Raw genomic sequence first — 17,277 nt, forward strand, 5'->3', positions numbered from 1 at the left:
TCACGACAAGGATTCGAGGCTGTCGCGTGTGGTGCTCCGCGTCAGGGGATTCCAGCAGTCGAGTTCTTCGAAGGGGCGGGCCAAGAGCGCATCACGCTGCCCACTGAGCCCTGTGGTGAGGGAGAAATCGGCTCCTTTGATCGATTCCGCGCTCTCCAGACCAGCTTCGGAGAGGTCGGCGCCGCGAAAATCGGCGAAGTCCAGCTGGCACGTGCCAAAGCGGGTTCCCCTGCACATGGCACCTCGCAGGATTGCGTGGCGAAGATCCGAACCCACCAGTCGAACGTTGTCGAGCAGGGCACCACTCAGATCAGCTCCGCTGAGATAGGCCCCCATCAGCACGGCGCCGCGCAGATCCATGCCGCGCAGATCGGTGCTGTTTAAGAACACACCACTCAGCCTTGCTTTGGGGCCGACGGCCCCGCTGCTGAGCAGATCAAAGCCCTCCGGCGTGCGGGTGCTGGCGTCGTAGCGCGCCAGGCGCAGGTCGGCTCCTTCCAGCTGGCAGCTGGAGAGGTCGGCTCCCCTGAGATCAGCGCGACAGAGATTGGCGCCACGCAGGTCGCCCTTTTCAACAGTCACTCCCCGCCAATCAGCGCCCCGAGCATCAACTGCGCCATCGATGGACCCTGAGGCGAGGGTCTGTTCCGGCGGCTGCCAGGTGTCCAGATTCAGGGGGTTGGAGAGCGCCGTCAAGGAAGTCAGCTGCGAAGCATCGAGAAGGCGATGGTAAGGACCACACGGCCCAGCTCGAATCCGCCGACAACCGCCAGGCCCAGCCAGAGCTTGAGGGCGAAGGCAGGAGGTTGGCCATTGACCCAGGCCGACGACATCTCCAGCTGCTGCATCTGAGCGGCCTGGTCGCTGGGGGCTCGATCCTGCAAGGCATCGCGCCAGTCGGCCCCGTAGCGCGGGAATTGCTGGTAAATCGGGGTCTCGCCCAGGGATCGACCCGGCAACACCCGCGAGCGTTGCTGAGGAACCAGGTCGTAGCCGAAGCTCTCCATGTATTCAGGGCTGTCGAGCACTGCGTCGACAAAGGCTGTGAAGCCCTTTTCGCCGATCACGATCGACCAGGCGCGGCGTTCGGCGTCTCCATGGGTCGGGCGGCCGAGCACCCGTCCCACCACCTGATCCACCATCCGGTAGTTGGAGCTGCACTGGTAGTAGCCCTGCTGGAAGCGTTCCGAGAGCAGCAGGCCTCGGATGAAATCCCGCACCGTGATGTTGCCGCTGCGGAGTTGTGATTCCAGGAATGGTTCGCGATCACTGCGCATCGCATGGAAGAAGACCTGGCGGTAGGCCTGTTCGATCACGGCATCCATGTCGCTGCGGTTGGTGTCGTCACCTGCAGCGGAGGAGGGATAGAGCTGGCTCTGAACGGTGCTGTTGTCTCCGGCGAGATTGCTCACCCGACCGTTCTGCGTGCTGAGCGGGTACCCAAGGAGCGGAATGGCCATGGCGTGCGCCGTGAGTAGAAATACTTGCCGGAAATCTTCCCTTGAACAAGCCGGTTTCAGGCCAGCCGCTTATCAGCTCTTAACTGCAGTTTTGTTGAGCTGATCTATCAGGTGTTGGAAGCAGTCGCTGATCAGCTGCTGTTCGTTCGATCGCGAGACCCCTTCCAGCACATGCTCTTTGAGCTGATCGAGGGCGATGTTCATCCCCTCGATGGGCACGTTCATTCGTCTGTACAGCTTTCGCAGGGCAGCCATGCCGCTCGGGTTTGTAAAGCAGCTCTGGTTGCAGGCCACCGCGTAGATGACCACACGTAGAAAATTCCAGCAGTCCCGCCAGCAGGCCTCTGCCCTGTCCTGGGGGTGAAGAGCTCCGCCCGGTTGAACCAGATGCGGCTGGGTTGCAAGCAGCTGTGCCCGTGCCTGGTTCACCAGCTGATCCGATCGTTGGATCAGGCTGCCGGGGAGAGACTGATCAATGCCTGAGGTCTGGCAGATCGTGGCGAGCTCCTCACTCGTGAGCTGGCGTTGGGCTTGATCGGCACGCTCAAGAATGCGGCGTGTGGCCTGCGGCAAATCTTGGTTGAGGCTCAGCCCTTGAACCTGGGCGGTTTGCACCAGGGTTTTGAAGTCGGTGTTTTGAAGGTTCAAGGGTTAACGCTGGCCACCGGTGTGGCGATCAGCCAGCCGTGGCGTTCCAGGTAAAAGGCCCACACCAGGTCGTCCCCCAGGCCAGGGCAACGGCTGATGGCTGCTTCCGTGAGTTCAGTTGGTACCCCCAACTGCGTTAACAGCCAGCCGACTGCGTCTGGGCTTGAGGCCGTCGCTGTACGGATGGCAGATCCCACCACCCAGGTCAGGCGGGTGTCCTTGAGGTCTCCATTGCTTTCTTCGCAAGCCAGAAGAAGATTGTCCGCCGTGGTGTGTTGATCAAATGTCTCCTGCCAGAGCGCGATGTTTTCATCACGGAGGTTGATCCGAAAACAACCGTCTCCCACCGGTAGATCCAGCTCACCGCTGCTGCCGGCCTGGTTCTGCAGGGTGGCAATTCTCGGATCTGCCAGTGCGCTCATCGAGAAACGCCGATCAACTCGAATGTAACCAGTGTCCAGGAATTTCCTCGACCCAGTCATTGGTTCGTGGGAATCGACATGGATCGGCTGTCATCCCCCAGGGCTCCTGTCAGGAGTGGTTGTTGGAGGGCGCCTCTGAGGATTTCTTTTTCAGCACACCGGTGATGGTGGCCAGAGCAAACATCGCCAGCAGAGCCAAGCCCAGGGTGAGCCCAGTCCCTTGCGAAGCGTCGACACCTTTGGCAGCTTCAGCACCAACGGTGACAAGGATCGAATCGCTGATCAGCACGCTGATCAGCAGAGCAGGCGCAAAAATTCTCCAGTGGGTGCGGCTGATCCCGATGGCATAGCTGAGGAAATCAAATAGCCCGGTCATCAGCAGCCCGGTCATCAAGAAAAAGTTTCCTTCCAGTTGATTTTTCGAGAATCCGTCGATGCGTTCCATTGCGCTTGCGCCGACCAACCGGCTCACTGGTTGCCGCCCCCAACGACGGGCAATGAAGAACGCTGCGCTGCAGAACACCAGGTCCGACAGGATGATCGTGAGGTAGCCAACCTTGAAACCAAGTAGCGATCCGGCTAGCAGGGAATAAACCGAGCTTGGTAGGGCAGGGAGAATGATGCTGACTCCCCGCAGCAAAAACAGCCCTAAAGGTGCCCACCAACCCATGCTCTCTACAGCTTCCTGGAGAGGGCTGATGCCGTATCGCTGCAGATAAACGACGGCAACAATGAAGATGGCGACCCAGGCGCTGACCTTCAGCCCCGTCTTCAGCCTGGACATCTCTTCAACCGCTCGAAAGCCCTGGGGAATGTAGGCCAGTCGTGGCTTTTCCCAGGGCCGTGGACACGAAGCTCAGCATCGATACCATCAGCGAAATTTCTCAACACGAGGCCAGCCCGGTGACCAGCACCTCCCCGCGCACCGCGTTCGAGCAACAGCTGTGCACCCATTTGCTCAGCCTCAGTGAGGTGGTGGAAACGCTGGCGGATCGTTTGATGGAACTGGAAACGCGGTTGGCCGACGTTGAAGGGCAGCAGCTGGAAGATGCGGAGATCGCTGCGGTCAGTGATGACGCCGGCGAACTGCTCCTGGCCAGTGAAGAAAAGGTGCGGATGCTTCGGGATCGTCTGAGCCCAGGCGAGGTGGTGGAGCTTCACGCTGATTCCCCCGCTGAGGATGTTCCAGAAGCCGAGGATCAGGAGGTCTCAGAAACCCCTGAGATGGAGATGGATGGCGACCGTGTCGAGGACGAGGCCTTCAGTGATGAGACCCTCAGCGATGACACGGAATATGTGGATGATCCCCAGATCGATCTGCTTTCCGCCTAATCAGGCCAGTTCCAGCAGCCTGATCCGGAAGGCAGCCACCTGGCGTGCCATGTCGGGTGAACTGATCAGAAAGGGATGATCAGCCATCGCCTCGAGCACGGCTTCGAGATGCTCTTCCTGGCTGAGTTCAGCCTTGTTGCTGCTTCGCAGTTGCTTCCAGGTGCGATCAAACACCATGGCAAAACTGTCCGCGTTATCGAAAACGCGATCTGTGCCTGCATCTGGAGAGATGAATGACACGGCAGTTTTGGCATCAATGTGATGCCAGGACCCAGATTTGAACTGGGGACACGGCGATTTTCAGTCGCCTGCTCTACCAACTGAGCTATCCCGGCGCGCCGCCGAAGCGACTCTGGAATCTTAAATCACCGCCTGCGCTCCCTTGCGGGGGTTCGTCCCAGGCAGATCAATCCAGCCACGTGGTGGCCAGCAGCTTCAAGGGCCTGACGGGCAGCCAAAGCGGTGGACCCGGTCGTGAGGATGTCGTCCACAAGCCAGACCGAGCTGTGGGCTCTTTGTCTGTCCAAGGGGCAGGCCTGGAACGCCCCGATCAGGTTGGTTTCGCGTTGGCGTTTGTTCAGATGGTGTTGGCTTAACCCGGCATGGGTGCGCTGCAGTAGCTCTGCCGTCGGCCGGCCCAAGCCCAGGGCAATGCGCTGCGGCAGGGGGTTGGATCGTTGCCGCTTCCAGCTTGGAATCGGCACCAGCACTGCTGTTGCAGGCAGGGTGAAGCGCTCAGAGAGCAACTGAACCAAGGCCGCAAGCGCTTTGCCTTGGTGCGGTTGACGCAGCTTCAGCAGCAGCTGGCGCAGCGGGCCTGCGTAAGGCCCGAGGGCGCACCAAGGCAAGGGCAGCAAGCCCTTGAGTCCCTGACAAGGGAGAGCAAGGGCATCGAGGCACGTGGTGCAGGGAGCCGTCGGCGGCAGTGGGCTGTCCCAAGGTCCATCGCAGATCGGGCAGCGGGGCTCGATCAGAAGGGTTTGGGCAAAGGTCAGGAGCGGGCGATGCACAGCAGGTCGGTCGCTGCAACGAGCGTTCCACTGTTGGGCTGAATCGCTCCGAGATCAGGCGCCTTCTTTGGGCATCGCCCGCAGCATCGCCACCAAGGTGCGGTGGGCGTCTTCGCTGTCGGTGAGGGTGTGATCAAAGGCAATGCTGACGCTGGCGCCATCCACCTCCAGTTCCATGGTTTCTGCTTTTACAGACACCATGCGCGCTGCAGCGGGATTGCTGACGCCGCCGTAGTGCTTGGCGTAGGCGAGCACCGCTTCGGCATGGTCGTCGTTCATGTGTTTGCAGATCCGTGTGCTGACGGCATCAGTGAGGGGGTCTGCAGGCATTGGGATCAAACAGGTGAGTGCAATCTTTGCAGTGATCGGCTCAAGCGAAGCGCTCGATCAACAAAAGGCCGAGGCGAATGCCACTGAAGCCCACATACCCGGCCAGTACGACGAAAAGGCCGATGGCCAGACCATCGCGGAGCTTGGTGGGCATGGGGGTTGGGCGTGATGCCGGAATTCTCACCCGACCAGGGCCTGTTGGGCCAGTCGCGCCACCCCTGCAGCGGGGGGTGTTTGGCAACTCGTTACGGCGCAACCGAGGCGGCGTTCCCGCAGCCGTCGCCATTGGGGATTTCGCGCTCCACCGCCGATGCTGATGATCCGCCTGGGTGCAGCAGCACCCAGCTCGTTCAGGCGCTGCCAACCCTGCGCTTCGATCTCGGCGAGACCTTCCAGCAGTCCATGCAGGTAGAGGGCATCGCTCACCGGCCGTGGTTCAAGCACCGGCAGCAGCTCTGGATCGTCCACAGGGAAGCGTTCCCCCGGCGCGGGAAGCGGCCGCAGGCGGAGTCCGCTGTCGGTGTCCGGGTTGATCTGGCGGCTCAGTTCGCTGAGTTGGTCGTCGCTGTAGAAACGCCGCAGCACACCGGCCCCTGCATTGGAGGCGCCTCCACAGAGCCAGCGTCCCGCCACGCGATGGCTGGTGACGCCCGGGGCGTTCAGGGGCGTCTCGGTGAAGCACTTCATCACCAGCGTGGTTCCCAGCACGGTGATTCCATCTCCGGGCCCCGGATCGGCGGCGAGCACGGCGGCATTGGAATCCGTTGTGCCGGCTACGATGATCAGATCGTCCGCCAATCCCAAGGCCTTGGCCTGCTCCGGTGCGATCGTCCCGAGAATGCTGCCGCTGGGACGGATTTCAGGCAGTGCCTGCCGCCAGGACTGTTCGGCCAAACGGGCTGGCCAGCTGCTGGTGATGAGATCCCAACCCAGACGCAGGTTGTTGCCTTCTTCCCCCCAGCGCCAATCGTTCAGCAGCCATCCGCTGATCCAGTCGGCCTGATGCCGCAGCAGGATCGTCTCGCCATGGCAGTTGAGGAGCCGCAAGGCCCGGGCCAAGCTGCCGCTGCAGCTGGCGGCCGGACTACTGGGATCCACCAAAGGTTGCAGGGCTGACTGCAGCTCAGGGCAGCTCTCTGAGTAGGCCAGTGCTTTCCCCCGTGGGGAACCATCGCGATCACAGGCCAGCAGCGTGCCGGAGGTGCCATCCACGGCGAGCGCTTTCAGCTGGGATCGCAGCTGGGCAGGGATCGCTCTGATTAGATCCCCACAGCCTTCGCGCCAGTTGTGGGGGTTGGCGAAGTCTCCGCCGTAGGCCTGGGTTCTGCTGTCGAGCAGCGCGCCGTTACCGGCCACAACCGCTGTGCGGATGCCGCTGGTGCCCAGGTCGATTCCCAGCACCAGCGGTGAATCCGTCATGGCTTCAGGCCGCGGCGACCTGCTTCAGCTCCTGGCTTTTCTCTGTCACGTCTTCCCAGGGGGCGTTGAGGTCGTTGCGTCCGAAATGGCCGTAAGCCGCAGTGTCCTGATAGAAACGGCCGCCCCGTTGCTGGGGAAGGTTGCGCAGACCGAAGGTCTCGATGATGGCGCCGGGGCGCAGATCGAAGTGCTCCTGGACCAAGGAGGTGAGGGCATCGTTGGCCAGTGCGCTGGTGCCGAAGGATTCCACCAGGATCGACACGGGCTTGGCCACGCCGATGGCGTAGCTCAGCTGGACTTCGGCCCGTTCGGCGAGCCCTGCGGCCACAAGGCATTTGGCCACGTAACGCGCGGCGTAGGCGGCCGAACGGTCCACTTTGGTGGGGTCCTTGCCGGAGAAAGCACCACCTCCGTGGCGGGCATAGCCGCCGTAGGTGTCCACGATGATCTTGCGGCCGGTGAGACCGGCATCGCCCTGAGGGCCGCCCACAACGAACTTGCCGGTGGGGTTCACCAGATACTTGGTGGCCTCGCGGGAGGGCTTGAGGGCCAGATCGACGGTCGCCGTCTCCACCACATGGGTCCAGAGGTCTTCGGTGATGCGCTCGCGGATGCCCTGCTCATCACTGATCCCGTCAACTTCAGCGGTGTGCTGGGTGGAGATCAGGATCGTGTCGATCGAGACGGGCTTGTCGTTTTCGTAGACGACGCTCACCTGGGTTTTGCCATCGGGAAGCAGGTAACCCAGGGTTCCGTTGTGGCGCACTTCGGCCAGGCGGCGCGACAGCCTGTGGGCCAGGCTGATCGGCAACGGCATCAGCTCGGGCGTCTCGTTACAGGCGTAGCCGAACATGATTCCCTGGTCGCCGGCACCCACCAGATCAAGGGGATCACCGGCGTGGTCGTCGGCCTCGTTCACTCCCTGGGCGATGTCGGGGGACTGCTGGTCGAGGGCCACCAGCACCGCACAGCTGTTGGCATCGAAGCCACCAGCCCGAGCGCCGCTGTAACCGATCTCCTTGATCACGTTGCGAACCAGATGGATGAAATCCACCTGCGCCTTGGAGGTCACCTCACCGGTGATCATGCAGAGGCCGGTGTTCACAACGGTCTCGCAGGCCACACGGCTGGCGGGATCCTGGGCCAGCAGAGCATCCAGAACGGCGTCGCTCACCTGGTCGCAGATCTTGTCGGGATGCCCTTCGGTGACGGACTCGGACGTAAAGACGTATCGGCTCATTCGGCGCTCCAGATCGGGCGACTCTACGCGCTTGTACTGAGGACGAGGTCGGTCCAGCTGTGGAGCAGATGCTGTGCTGATGGCAGTTCCGGAGCACGCTTCCAGCCACCGGTGAAGCCGATCACGCCGCCGATACCGGCCTCAAGGGCCATCTGAAGGTCGGTCTCCGCATCGCCAACCAGCGCACATCGTTGGGGTGGCAGACCAAGCCTGTCGCACAGTTCCAGGACGGCCTGTGGATCGGGTTTGCGCGGATGGTCGTCAGCACTCCAGATGCCGGCAACTCCTGCACCGAGCTGATGGTGAGCCAGAAAGTCTTCAATGCCGGGTCGGGTGTCGTTGCTGATCACAGCTGCGGTGACGCCCTGCTGATGCAGGTTCCGCAGCAGTTGCCCAGCCCCGTTGATCAACGGGGCTGGGGTGGTGTCGATCAGGCCCTCCTGGTCAACCGCGTCGAAGCAGGTGTGGGTCAGGGAGAGAGCCTGGGGCCATGAGCAGCCCAGCAGGCAGAACACCGTTGCCGTCGAGGCGATGTTGTCCTGCCTGGAGGCAACCGCCAGGGTTCCGCCGGGATCGAGCATGCCGTGATCAACACCGAACGCTCTGCGCAGGGTGTGGCTCAGCTCAGTGGGTTTCAGCGCGGAGGCCTGTTCCTGAGCAACCTTGATGGCTTGGTTGATGCGTGCGTCTGCCAAGGCCAGCAGATGCGGCTCGCTATGGGAAAGGGTGCCGTCCTTATCGAACAGCACCCCTTGGAAATTGCCGATGGGATGTCCCTTCAGCAGCAGTTGGGCCATCAGGCTCAGATCATCATGGAGTTGATCGGATCTTCGCCCTCTTCGGCCTGCTCCATCAGCATCTGCTTGTAGCGAGCAGCCATTTCCTCGGCCTTCTCGAACACCTTCTGGGGGTCGGTGAGCATGTCGCCAGGTTCGGGCTCAAGAGCCTTCGTGGACAACGAAATCCGGCCGCGCTCAGCATCCAGATCGATGATCATCACTTTCATCTGATCATTCACGTTCAGCACCGAGTGGGGGGTCTCGATGTGCTCGTGGCTGATCTCGGAAATGTGCAGCAGACCGCTGACACCACCGATGTCGATGAAGGCGCCGTAGGGCTTGATGCCGCGGACGGTACCCACCACAACTTCGCCCACTTCCAGGCGATTCATCTTCCGCTCCACCAGGGCGCGGCGGTGGCTGAGCACCAGGCGGTTGCGCTCTTCGTCCACCTCGAGGAATTTCAGAGGCAGGAAGTCGGCAACCAGTTCTTCCTTCGGTTTGCGGGTGCTGATGTGGGATCCGGGGATGAATCCCCGCAGACCTTCCACGCGCACCAGTGCACCACCACGGTTGGTGGCAAACACTTCGGAGTAGATGGTGGCGTCTTCCTTCTGAAGCTGGCGGACCCGCTCCCATGCCCGCTGGTATTCGATCCGACGGATCGACAGCGCCAGCTGACCATCTTCGTTCTCCTCACTCATGATGAAGAACTCACGGATCTCGCCGGGCTGGAGCACGTCACTCAGACCCTCGACCCGGTTGATCGACACCTCTTGCAGAGGCATGAAGGCAGCCGTCTTGGCGCCGATATCGATCATGGCGCCCTTCGATTCCAGGGCGAAGACTGTGCCGTTGACGATGTCGCCAGGCTTGAAGTTGTAGTCGTATTTGCTGAGGAGAGCCGCGAACTCATCGATGGTGAATCCGGCGTCGTCCAGGCTGCGGCTGGCAGCGCGGCTGCTTGGATCATCCGCGGTGGGGACGTCTTCAGGAATGCTCAGATCCTCACCCTCAAACGCCTGTTCGGCGGCGGTGGTTTCTGCAGAGGCTTCTGTGGCGTTCGCGTCCTGAACCTGATCCTGGATCTGTTCTTCTGTCGGAGTCGCAGACATGGGGGGCTGGCGGTCTACCTCAGGTGGGTAGTTCGAAAAAATCGCGTAAAACGCCCGCCGACGTTCCACGGAGAATCTCTGAGTTTACAGATACGACCGACAGCTCTTCTTGCGCAGCGATGACATGCACGGGTTCAACGAACCGATTCAGTGCACGGGTTCAGCGAAACGATTCAACGAACAGTGGCCAGATGGTTCTGTTCCTGATCGGCGTTAAGTGTTTCCAGGGTCGAGACGAAGTCGTCAATGCCTCGGAACTGGCGGTAAACAGATGCGAACCGGATGTAGGCCACTTCGCTGATCTGCTTGAGATCCTTCAGCACGAATTCACCGATCTCGGTGCTGCTCACTTCCTTGCCGGTGCGTTGTTGAAGTTTCAGTTCGAGCTCTTCCACGAGGGATTCGAGCCGAGAGGTGTCCAAGCCTGTTTTCTCGCAAGCTCGATTCAATCCATGCAGCAACTTGCTGCGACTGAAGATTTCTCGGTTGCCGTTGCGTTTGATCACCGTGATCGGAACGGTCTCCACCCGTTCGTAGGTGGTGAAGCGAAATTCACAGTTGAGGCATTCACGCCGTCGTCTCACGCTGCGTCCACCATCCGCTGCCCTGGATTCGAGAACGCGACTATCTGTGTTTTGGCAGGAGGGGCACTGCATCCCCGAGGGCATCAATTAGTTGCACCAACTGTAGACAGTGATTTGAGACTTGAGAAGGGCCTCGTGGACATCAGTCTCATTTGAGGATTCCGTCGACGGCTGTTGCTGACGTGAGACTGCTGTGATCCGCTCGCACGGACGAGACCGGCTTGCGACGGTGGGTGATGGAAAGCATGAAAAAACCCCGCCGAAGCGGGGTTTTGAGAGATTAAATCACTTACCGATTTTCGGCGGATCGCGGAAGGCGATTGCGAAGAAGAGGGTGGCAATCGCGAGGGTAAGGATGAGGACGTAAGCGAAGCTTTCCATCGTGTTGTTCCTAGAGGGCGATCAGTTGAGGGGAGTTCCAGCGGGGGGAACGTAGCCCTCGGGCAGGCGACGGGTGGTTTTGTCACCGAGCTTGGCGAAGAGGCCAAACTCCACCTGATCTCCGAGGTCGGGATCAATACCGGCAAACACGTCGCGGTACAGGGTGCGAGCACCGTGCCAGATGTGGCCGAAGAAGAACAGCAGCGCGAAGGTGGCGTGGCCAAAGGTGAACCAGCCGCGTGGTGAGCTGCGGAACGTGCCGTCAGAGTTGTAGGTCTCACGATCGAAGTCGAATGCTTCACCCAGCTGAGCCTTACGGGCAAGGCGCTTCACGTCGGCAGGGTCAGTGAAGGTCTGACCATCGAGTGCGCCACCGAACACCTTGGCAGTCACGCCCTGTTGTTCGAAGGAGAACTTGGCTTCTGCACGACGGTAGGGAATGTCGGCACGAACGATCCCCTGCTCATCTTCAAGAACGACAGGGAAGTTCTCGAAGAAGTTCGGCAGGCGACGGACTTCGAGGTTGCGACCTTCTTTGTCGCTGAATGCGATGTGACCAACCCAAGCGGTTGCCAAACCATCGCCATTCACCATCGGACCGACGCGGAACAGACCGCCCTTGGCAGGGCTGTTGCCGACGTAGTCATAGAAGGCGAGCTTCTCAGGGATGGCCTCGAAGGCTTCTTCCTGGGTCGCGCCATCGTCCATCGCGGTTTGTACGCGACGGTTGATCTCAGTCTTGAAGTAGCTCTGATCCCACTGATAACGGGTGGGGCCAAACAGCTCGACGGGGGTTGCAGCAGAGCCGTACCACATGGTTCCAGCCACGATGAAGGCGGCGAAGAACACGGCTGCGATGGCGCTGGCCAGAACCGTTTCGATGTTGCCCATCCGAAGTGCCTTGTAGAGACGCTCGGGCGGACGCGTGGTGATGTGGAAGATGCCGGCGATGATGCCGACGATGCCAGCAGCAATGTGGTGGGCAACGATGCCACCAGGGTTGAAGGGGTTGAAGCCTTCGGGGCCCCAAGACGGTTGAACTGCCTCGAGATGACCTGTTAGTGCATAAGGGTCCGAGATCCACATGCCTGGCCCGAAGACGCCAGTGAGGTGGAAAGCACCGAAACCGAAGCAGCCGAGTCCAGCGAGAAGCAGGTGGATGCCGAAAATCTTCGGCAGGTCGAGAGCAGGCTCGCCGGTGCGGGGGTCCTGCCAGATCTCCAGATCCCAGTAGGTCCAGTGCCAGATGGCGGCCAGCATCATCAGGCCGGAGAAAACGATGTGAGCGGCAGCGACGCCCTCAAAACTCCAGAAGCCGGGATCAACACCCGTTTCGCCGGTGATGCTCCATCCACCCCAGCTGCCGGTCACGCCGAGGCGGGACATGAAGGGCATCACGAACATGCCCTGACGCCACATCGGGTTCAGGACAGGATCAGACGGATCGAAAATGGCCAGCTCATAGAGAGCCATGGAGCCGGCCCAGCCGGCTACGAGGGCTGTATGCATGAGGTGCACAGCCAGAAGGCGGCCCGGGTCATTAATGACAACGGTGTGCACCCGATACCAGGGCAATCCCATGGGTCAGGTTCGGGGGACAAGACTGCTTATGCAGTCAGACATGGGCGATCGTAAGGGCTTCAGTCCATGGGGCGGGGGAAAAGTGACCTGCCCGCAACGGTCAGTGACATGAAAGTCAGGCCCCTGCTGTTCACAAAACGCAATGCTTCAGCCCATGATGGGGGTTGGTTGCTTTGAGCTCATGCCCGTGATCCGGTTTGTTCGCGAAGGGCGTGATGTGGAGTGTTACCCCGGTGAGAATCTGCGTGAGGTGGCCCGTCGCGAGGGCATCGAGCTCTACGGCCTGAAGGGGCAGCTGGGCAACTGCGGAGGGTGTGGTCAGTGCATCACCTGCTTCGTTTCCGTGGTCGACGAAGACAACGCCGATGCGCTGACGGCACGCACTGCCGTCGAAGACAGCAAGTTGCGCCGTCGACCCCAGGAGTGGCGTCTGGCATGCCAGGCCCTGGTGGAGAAGTCCGTCATGGTTCTCACCCGGCCTCAGGTGAGGCTCGCCAATGCCGATTCGAGATTGGCTGCGGCCAGGCAGGCCCCGCTGCCGGCGGGTCCCACGGCATGGCCAGCGCCTCCGGCCAGTGAGCTCGATGAGGAGGACCAGGATGGGGGCGATGGCGACGGCCGAGATGCCAAGGCTGCTACCGCCGGTGACGAGGCCTAGGGCAGACGCTCCCCAGGCCTCTTGTCGGTGATACCTTCGCCTGGATCCCTCCAACGGCCATGGAAACCAACGATCTCGGATTCGTCGCCAGCCTCCTGTTCATCCTGGTTCCGGCGATCTTCCTGATCGTGCTCTACATCGGCACGCAGAACAACGAGGCCTGATTCAGCCTTGTTCAGGTTCACGCACCAGCAGCACAGGGGCTGGTGCGTGCACTCGGATGTAGTCGCTGACTGATCCGCCCAGAAGCTTGTCCAGATCCACCAGCCCTCTGGCCACAAGAGGACGTCGGTCCTGAGAGGCGATGACCACCAGGTCGGCGTTGCATTCCGATGCAGCCAGGCAAACGCTGCGACCGATGTCCTTCCCTTCGGTGTGGATGGCTTTCATGTCGACACCGAAACCCCTGGCCCGCTGAACAGCGGCGTCAAGAACCTCGTCTGCTTTTGTGCGGCCTCCCCGCGAGGGTGCTGACTCCTGGCGTACGACATGAACGCCGGTGAGCGTTCCGCCAGGGATTTCTCGCACCAGTTCGCAGGCCGTGCGCAGAGCGTCGTCCCCAACGCCTGTTCCGTCGATCGTCACCATCACGCGGTTGACATGCTTGACGTAGAGGTCATCCCGCACCAGCAGCATCGGTCGCGTGGACAGCTGAAAGACGTATTGGCTGGTGCTGTTGGCCAGGATCGATTGAAGCCGTCCCAGGCCGCGGGATCCCATCACGATCAGGTCGGCCTGAACTTCATCGGCAACCTTGAGCACGGTCTGTTTGGTGTCGCCCTCGCGAATCAAGGTGCTCACGCTTGACGGGCTCAGGCCCATGCGCGTGATTGCGCTGTTCAAGAGGTTTTCTGCTTCGTCGCGATGGCCGTCGGATTGCGACTTGCTTTGCTCCGACACCACATGCAGCAAATTGATTTTTGCGGCCTTCAGGCTGGGAATGTCCTGGAGCATCCGGATCATTTCCTCGACGTGACCCTTGCCCGAGTCGGCAATCAGAAGGTTCCTGAACACAGGGAGATGAAGCAGCCTCTGCGGAAGCCTATGGGTGGTTGCCTCCGGGGAGAGAAGCTGATGTCACAGCGTTACGCGGATGATGTACACCCTGAACAAGCGTGTGCTCCCGCAGCACACCGATTACGCCGGTGTGATGTGGCATGGGGCCTATGTGCAGTGGCTGGAGGAGGCCAGGGTTGAGGCCCTCCAGGCTGCGGGCCTTGGCTATGCCGCCATGACCGCGATGGGTGTCGATATGCCGGTGGTGTCCCTTCACCTGGATTACCGCCAGCCGCTCCGGCACGGCGACGAAGTGTGTGTTGAAAGCCGATGCCCTGGTCAGCAGGGGGTGCGCTGGCCATGGATCTCACGCTTTGTCTGCGGAAATGCGGTGGTTGCGGAGGCGTCGGTGAATCTGGTGATGGTGCGTGAGGGGCGCGTGCTCAGGCGCGTGCCGGCGCAGCTGCAGGAGGTGATGGATCAGCTGGTGCGCCAATCGCTCTGAATCGAACCCCGAGCCACCGCTGCCGTGCTAGTACACATGTACTTGCTCGGGGCTGGTGCGGGGGTGGTGGTGGCTCTGGACCTGTTGCCCTGGCTTGGGCAACGCCCGCATGGCTGATCTGCGCAGGCTTTGCCGCGACCAAGCCATCGGCCCTGATCAGCTCTGGGGGTGGCGGATCGAACGCTTGGGCCAGGCGCTGGCCTGGCCGGCGCACTGTTTGCGCGACGTTGAGCGTTACAGGTTCGAGCACGGGGCTGCTCCGAAGCTTGACGTGCCTGCTTGTGCCCTTTTGCCGGGTGATCCTGATTGGCCTCGTTGCTTGGATGATCTGCACTCATCCCCTTCAGGGCTCTACGTCGAAGGGGATCGATCGCTGCTCCGGCACATCCATGCCCGCACAGCCATCGCAGTGGTGGGCACGCGTTCCGCCTCGGACCATGGTCTTGCCATGGCCGAAGAAATGGGCCGTGGTCTGGCCGAGGCGGGTTGGCCCGTCCTTAGTGGTCTTGCGGAAGGGATTGATGCTGCAGCCCATCGCGGCTGTTTGGCCAGAAACGGTGCACCCATCGCGGTGTTGGGGACACCCTTGGACCGTGTCTATCCAGCCCACCACCGATCGTTGCAACAGCAGGTCGGCAGGCAAGGGCTGTTGATCAGTCCGAGTCGGTCCGGCTGCCGTGTGCGCCCAGGGCACTTCGCGGCGCGGAACCGTTGGTTGGTGGCCTTTGCCCAGGCGCTCGTGGTGGTGGAGTGTCCGCAACGCAGCGGAGCATTGATTTCGGCCCGCTGGGCGAGCCGGATGCAGTGCCCCATATGGGTGGTTCCGGGGGATGCCCGCCGTTGGTCCTGTCGGGGCAGCAATGCCCTGCTTCGCGATGGTGCAACGGCCTTGATTCACCCTGAGGATCTGCTCGCTTCCATTGGCGAGGGCCCGTTGAGGTCAGAGGAGTCACGCGGCAAGCATCAACGGTTGATGGAGGCCATTGGCTCAGGGGTGACCTTTGATCAGTTGGTGCTTCGTTTGCAGTGCTCCCCCGCTGAGCTGGCCCCCCAGCTTTTGGCGCTTGAGTGTCGGCGCGAACTGCTGTGTGAATCTGGATTGCATTGGCGCAAGCCTCGGCCTTGAGAGACTGCACAACCGTTGCCGGCACTGATGTGTTGCAGTGGCGGCGCCGACAACTCGCCCGGGGTGGCACCGCGGCTGATCTGGATTGGTTGCTTGATCTTGCCGCTGGTCTTCGTTGGGCCAGCCTGCAACGGCTGTTGCTGGACCCCACGCGCACCGTCGCCCTGGAGCAGTCCCTTGAGGTGCTCTCTGAGCTGTGGGAGCGTCACCTTCATGGGAATGTTCCCCTCCAGCACCTGGTTGGGCTCTGTCCCTGGCGGGATGTGCTGCTTGAGTCGTCGCCTGCCGCCTTGATTCCCCGTCAGGAAACGGAACTGCTGGTGGATCTGGCCATGAGCCAGTTCACAGCCACCCCTCCCGCCCGTTGGGCTGACCTCGGCACTGGTTCAGGAGCCATCGCTGTGGCTCTGGCCCGTGCCTGGCCCACGGCACCAGGGCATGGCGTCGATCTCAGTTCCGATGCCTTGCAGTTGGCAGAACGCAATCTTGAGCGTTGCGCCCCGCATCACAACTGTTCGCTGCACCTCGGGTCGTGGTGGTCTCCCCTCAAGAGCTGGTGGGGAAGCCTGGATTTGGTGGTCAGCAATCCTCCGTACATCCCCAGTGCTGTGGTTGACGGTCTTGAGGCTGTGGTGCGTGACCACGAACCTCACTTGGCGTTGCTTGGGGGAGCAGATGGCTTGGATGCGATCCGCAGCGTGGTGGATGGCGCCCTAATGGGGCTGTCGCCCGGAGGTTGGCTTCTGCTCGAACACCACCACGACCAGAGCGCTCAGGTGACGCAGCTGCTGCGCGATGCCGGCTTGGTGGAGGTCAGAGCGGCCGCTGATCTTGAGGGGACCCTTCGCTTTGCGCTTGCTTGCAAACCTGCCGCATCAAGCTGATGCAACGCCTGCGATGAAGGAAGGATTCATGCCTGCTCCGGTTCTGGCCGCCTCCGACCTGACGCTGCGGCTTCGTGCCGGTGAAGCCGCCATCATTCCCACCGACACGCTGCCGGGCCTGGCGGTGCTTCCCGATCAAGCCCAGACCCTCTGGCGCTTGAAATGCCGACCAGCCGATAAGCCCCTCATTTTGATGGGTGCATCCGTCAATGACTTGCTCCACGAGGTTGAGGGGCCCTGCCATCGGGAGGTTGAAGCTTTGGCTGAGCGCTATTGGCCTGGAGCGCTCACGCTGGTGTTGCCTGCCCGTGATGGCGGTGCAGGCCGGTATCTCAACCCCGGTGGAACAAGCCTGGGCTGCCGCATTCCGGCCTGTGAGCAGACCCGTGCGCTGCTTCAGATCAGCGGGCCGTTGGCCACCACCAGTGCCAATCGCTCCGGTGAACCCGCCAGCATGACCGCAGCAGAGGCGGCTCTGGTTTTCCCTGATGTCGCGCAGCTGGGTCCCCAGCCCTGGCCTCAACCCTCGGGCCAGGCCAGCACGGTGTTGGTCTGGGTGGAGCAAGGACGCTGGCGCTTGGTGCGACGGGGTGCTGTGATTCCAGCAGGGGTTGAGGTGCTCGAGTGATCTCGCTTGTTGGGCTCTGCCTGCTGGTGATGGCCTTGCTTCATTGGGTTCTGGAACCCCTCGAAGCGGTCTTCACCTGGACGCTTCAACTGAAACTTCTCCCCTGGTTGTTGGGGGTGTTCTTCATCTGGCTGCTGGCGGGCGAATCAGACCGCAGTACGTCGCCCTGATCCAGATCA

The 17,277-nt window shown here is 61.5% G+C and carries 24 protein-coding genes and 1 tRNA gene; 8 read left to right on the top strand and 17 right to left on the bottom strand.

The window, feature by feature from the left end:
• From SynRS9907_RS02225 to SynRS9907_RS02245, 5 genes are all read right to left on the bottom strand, one after another.
• Positions 1 to 696, bottom strand: a complete 696-nt coding sequence (locus SynRS9907_RS02225) for a pentapeptide repeat-containing protein (protein WP_255445957.1) — start codon at positions 694 to 696, stop codon at positions 1 to 3.
• Positions 697 to 701: 5 nt separating this feature from the next.
• Positions 702 to 1,460 carry a phycobilisome rod-core linker polypeptide gene (locus tag SynRS9907_RS02230; RefSeq protein ID WP_115010521.1) on the bottom strand — a complete coding sequence of 253 codons (759 nt, stop codon included), beginning with the start codon at positions 1,458 to 1,460 and terminating at the stop codon, positions 702 to 704.
• Between the two features lie 72 nt (positions 1,461 to 1,532).
• Positions 1,533 to 2,108: a phycobilisome polypeptide gene (locus tag SynRS9907_RS02235; RefSeq protein WP_188021680.1), complete on the bottom strand. Its 576-nt coding sequence runs from the start codon at positions 2,106 to 2,108 to the stop codon at positions 1,533 to 1,535.
• Positions 2,105 to 2,530 (bottom strand): hypothetical protein, encoded by a 426-nt coding sequence (locus SynRS9907_RS02240; protein ID WP_188021681.1) that lies wholly within the window; start codon positions 2,528 to 2,530, stop codon positions 2,105 to 2,107. Before SynRS9907_RS02240 ends, SynRS9907_RS02235 begins: the two co-directional genes overlap by 4 nt.
• Positions 2,531 to 2,639: 109 nt before the next feature.
• Positions 2,640 to 3,314, bottom strand: a complete 675-nt coding sequence (locus SynRS9907_RS02245; RefSeq protein WP_188021682.1) for a TVP38/TMEM64 family protein — start codon at positions 3,312 to 3,314, stop codon at positions 2,640 to 2,642.
• A 119-nt stretch (positions 3,315 to 3,433) separates the two neighbouring features.
• On the opposite strand from SynRS9907_RS02245, the gene SynRS9907_RS02250 reads away from it, so the two are divergent.
• Positions 3,434 to 3,862: a hypothetical protein gene (locus tag SynRS9907_RS02250; RefSeq protein WP_255445958.1), complete on the top strand. Its 429-nt coding sequence runs from the start codon at positions 3,434 to 3,436 to the stop codon at positions 3,860 to 3,862.
• Here SynRS9907_RS02250 and SynRS9907_RS02255 read toward each other — a convergent pair whose 3' ends face one another.
• The 11 genes from SynRS9907_RS02255 to psbB all read right to left on the bottom strand — a co-directional run bounded on the left by SynRS9907_RS02255 (position 3,863) and on the right by psbB (position 12,301).
• Entirely contained in the window at positions 3,863 to 4,102 is a 240-nt protein-coding gene (locus tag SynRS9907_RS02255; RefSeq protein WP_114987387.1) for a hypothetical protein, read from the bottom strand.
• Positions 4,103 to 4,124: 22 nt separating this feature from the next.
• Positions 4,125 to 4,197: transfer RNA gene (locus SynRS9907_RS02260), tRNA-Phe, on the bottom strand.
• 30 nt (positions 4,198 to 4,227) lie between these two features.
• The gene (locus SynRS9907_RS02265; RefSeq protein ID WP_188021684.1) at positions 4,228 to 4,872 is read right to left on the bottom strand and encodes a ComF family protein; all 645 of its coding nucleotides are present in this window, start codon (positions 4,870 to 4,872) and stop codon (positions 4,228 to 4,230) included.
• A 54-nt stretch (positions 4,873 to 4,926) separates the two neighbouring features.
• The gene (locus SynRS9907_RS02270; protein ID WP_011363472.1) at positions 4,927 to 5,202 is read right to left on the bottom strand and encodes a DUF2470 domain-containing protein; all 276 of its coding nucleotides are present in this window, start codon (positions 5,200 to 5,202) and stop codon (positions 4,927 to 4,929) included.
• 180 nt (positions 5,203 to 5,382) lie between these two features.
• Entirely contained in the window at positions 5,383 to 6,621 is a 1,239-nt protein-coding gene (locus tag SynRS9907_RS02275; protein ID WP_188021685.1) for an FGGY-family carbohydrate kinase, read from the bottom strand.
• Between the two features lie 4 nt (positions 6,622 to 6,625).
• Positions 6,626 to 7,861, bottom strand: coding sequence for a methionine adenosyltransferase (metK, locus tag SynRS9907_RS02280; protein ID WP_188021686.1), 1,236 nt, complete (start codon positions 7,859 to 7,861; stop codon positions 6,626 to 6,628).
• Between the two features lie 23 nt (positions 7,862 to 7,884).
• Complete coding sequence (locus tag SynRS9907_RS02285; RefSeq protein ID WP_188021687.1) at positions 7,885 to 8,658, bottom strand: HAD family hydrolase; 774 nt, start codon at positions 8,656 to 8,658, stop codon at positions 7,885 to 7,887.
• Positions 8,659 to 8,663: 5 nt separating this feature from the next.
• Positions 8,664 to 9,755 carry a 30S ribosomal protein S1 gene (locus tag SynRS9907_RS02290; RefSeq protein ID WP_188021688.1) on the bottom strand — a complete coding sequence of 364 codons (1,092 nt, stop codon included), beginning with the start codon at positions 9,753 to 9,755 and terminating at the stop codon, positions 8,664 to 8,666.
• Between the two features lie 173 nt (positions 9,756 to 9,928).
• Entirely contained in the window at positions 9,929 to 10,411 is a 483-nt protein-coding gene (nrdR, locus tag SynRS9907_RS02295; protein ID WP_186510489.1) for a transcriptional regulator NrdR, read from the bottom strand.
• A gap of 213 nt (positions 10,412 to 10,624) precedes the next feature.
• On the bottom strand, positions 10,625 to 10,720 hold the full coding sequence (locus SynRS9907_RS02300; RefSeq protein ID WP_011128841.1) for a photosystem II reaction center protein T: 96 nt from the start codon (positions 10,718 to 10,720) through the stop codon (positions 10,625 to 10,627).
• A gap of 21 nt (positions 10,721 to 10,741) precedes the next feature.
• Entirely contained in the window at positions 10,742 to 12,301 is a 1,560-nt protein-coding gene (psbB, locus tag SynRS9907_RS02305; RefSeq protein ID WP_114987403.1) for a photosystem II chlorophyll-binding protein CP47, read from the bottom strand.
• 181 nt (positions 12,302 to 12,482) lie between these two features.
• Here psbB and SynRS9907_RS02310 point away from each other — a divergent pair, with 181 nt between their 5' ends.
• Both SynRS9907_RS02310 and psbM read left to right on the top strand, forming a co-directional pair.
• Positions 12,483 to 12,959 carry a 2Fe-2S iron-sulfur cluster-binding protein gene (locus SynRS9907_RS02310; RefSeq protein WP_114987405.1) on the top strand — a complete coding sequence of 159 codons (477 nt, stop codon included), beginning with the start codon at positions 12,483 to 12,485 and terminating at the stop codon, positions 12,957 to 12,959.
• Between the two features lie 59 nt (positions 12,960 to 13,018).
• Positions 13,019 to 13,123 (top strand): photosystem II reaction center protein PsbM, encoded by a 105-nt coding sequence (psbM, locus tag SynRS9907_RS02315; RefSeq protein WP_025362091.1) that lies wholly within the window; start codon positions 13,019 to 13,021, stop codon positions 13,121 to 13,123.
• Position 13,124: 1 nt separating this feature from the next.
• Here the strand turns inward: psbM and SynRS9907_RS02320 are convergent, their stop codons facing one another.
• Complete coding sequence (locus tag SynRS9907_RS02320) at positions 13,125 to 13,973, bottom strand: universal stress protein (protein WP_114987407.1); 849 nt, start codon at positions 13,971 to 13,973, stop codon at positions 13,125 to 13,127.
• A gap of 82 nt (positions 13,974 to 14,055) precedes the next feature.
• Here SynRS9907_RS02320 and SynRS9907_RS02325 point away from each other — a divergent pair, with 82 nt between their 5' ends.
• The 5 genes from SynRS9907_RS02325 to SynRS9907_RS02345 are packed head-to-tail and all read left to right on the top strand — an operon-like array spanning position 14,056 to position 17,268.
• The gene (locus SynRS9907_RS02325; RefSeq protein WP_188022316.1) at positions 14,056 to 14,460 is read left to right on the top strand and encodes a thioesterase family protein; all 405 of its coding nucleotides are present in this window, start codon (positions 14,056 to 14,058) and stop codon (positions 14,458 to 14,460) included.
• 55 nt (positions 14,461 to 14,515) lie between these two features.
• Positions 14,516 to 15,586 carry a DNA-processing protein DprA gene (locus tag SynRS9907_RS02330; protein ID WP_370586619.1) on the top strand — a complete coding sequence of 357 codons (1,071 nt, stop codon included), beginning with the start codon at positions 14,516 to 14,518 and terminating at the stop codon, positions 15,584 to 15,586.
• Positions 15,583 to 16,470 (top strand): peptide chain release factor N(5)-glutamine methyltransferase, encoded by an 888-nt coding sequence (prmC, locus tag SynRS9907_RS02335; protein ID WP_255445959.1) that lies wholly within the window; start codon positions 15,583 to 15,585, stop codon positions 16,468 to 16,470. The genes SynRS9907_RS02330 and prmC overlap by 4 nt, the downstream gene beginning before the upstream one ends.
• Before the next feature lie 13 nt (positions 16,471 to 16,483).
• The gene (locus SynRS9907_RS02340) at positions 16,484 to 17,098 is read left to right on the top strand and encodes an L-threonylcarbamoyladenylate synthase (protein WP_255445960.1); all 615 of its coding nucleotides are present in this window, start codon (positions 16,484 to 16,486) and stop codon (positions 17,096 to 17,098) included.
• Complete coding sequence (locus tag SynRS9907_RS02345) at positions 17,095 to 17,268, top strand: hypothetical protein (protein ID WP_188021690.1); 174 nt, start codon at positions 17,095 to 17,097, stop codon at positions 17,266 to 17,268. Before SynRS9907_RS02340 ends, SynRS9907_RS02345 begins: the two co-directional genes overlap by 4 nt.
• Positions 17,269 to 17,277 lie beyond the last annotated feature (9 nt).

The sequence above is a fragment of the Synechococcus sp. RS9907 genome, from assembly GCF_014279615.1.
Taxonomy (GTDB): domain Bacteria; phylum Cyanobacteriota; class Cyanobacteriia; order PCC-6307; family Cyanobiaceae; genus Parasynechococcus.

Bases quoted from the DNA above. Each gene is read 5' to 3' on its own strand.
- SynRS9907_RS02230 (WP_115010521.1), bottom strand. From the start codon at position 1,460: ATGGCCATTCCGCTCCTTGGGTACCCGCTCAGCACGCAGAACGGTCGG.
- SynRS9907_RS02240 (WP_188021681.1), bottom strand. From the start codon at position 2,530: ATGAGCGCACTGGCAGATCCGAGAATTGCCACCCTGCAGAACCAGGCC.
- SynRS9907_RS02245 (WP_188021682.1), bottom strand. From the start codon at position 3,314: ATGTCCAGGCTGAAGACGGGGCTGAAGGTCAGCGCCTGGGTCGCCATC.
- SynRS9907_RS02270 (WP_011363472.1), bottom strand. From the start codon at position 5,202: ATGCCTGCAGACCCCCTCACTGATGCCGTCAGCACACGGATCTGCAAA.
- SynRS9907_RS02275 (WP_188021685.1), bottom strand. From the start codon at position 6,621: ATGACGGATTCACCGCTGGTGCTGGGAATCGACCTGGGCACCAGCGGC.
- metK (WP_188021686.1), bottom strand. From the start codon at position 7,861: ATGAGCCGATACGTCTTTACGTCCGAGTCCGTCACCGAAGGGCATCCC.
- SynRS9907_RS02285 (WP_188021687.1), bottom strand. From the start codon at position 8,658: ATGGCCCAACTGCTGCTGAAGGGACATCCCATCGGCAATTTCCAAGGG.
- SynRS9907_RS02290 (WP_188021688.1), bottom strand. From the start codon at position 9,755: ATGTCTGCGACTCCGACAGAAGAACAGATCCAGGATCAGGTTCAGGAC.
- nrdR (WP_186510489.1), bottom strand. From the start codon at position 10,411: ATGCAGTGCCCCTCCTGCCAAAACACAGATAGTCGCGTTCTCGAATCC.
- SynRS9907_RS02300 (WP_011128841.1), bottom strand. From the start codon at position 10,720: ATGGAAAGCTTCGCTTACGTCCTCATCCTTACCCTCGCGATTGCCACC.
- psbB (WP_114987403.1), bottom strand. From the start codon at position 12,301: ATGGGATTGCCCTGGTATCGGGTGCACACCGTTGTCATTAATGACCCG.
- SynRS9907_RS02310 (WP_114987405.1), top strand. From the start codon at position 12,483: ATGCCCGTGATCCGGTTTGTTCGCGAAGGGCGTGATGTGGAGTGTTAC.
- psbM (WP_025362091.1), top strand. From the start codon at position 13,019: ATGGAAACCAACGATCTCGGATTCGTCGCCAGCCTCCTGTTCATCCTG.
- SynRS9907_RS02325 (WP_188022316.1), top strand. From the start codon at position 14,056: ATGTACACCCTGAACAAGCGTGTGCTCCCGCAGCACACCGATTACGCC.
- SynRS9907_RS02340 (WP_255445960.1), top strand. From the start codon at position 16,484: ATGAAGGAAGGATTCATGCCTGCTCCGGTTCTGGCCGCCTCCGACCTG.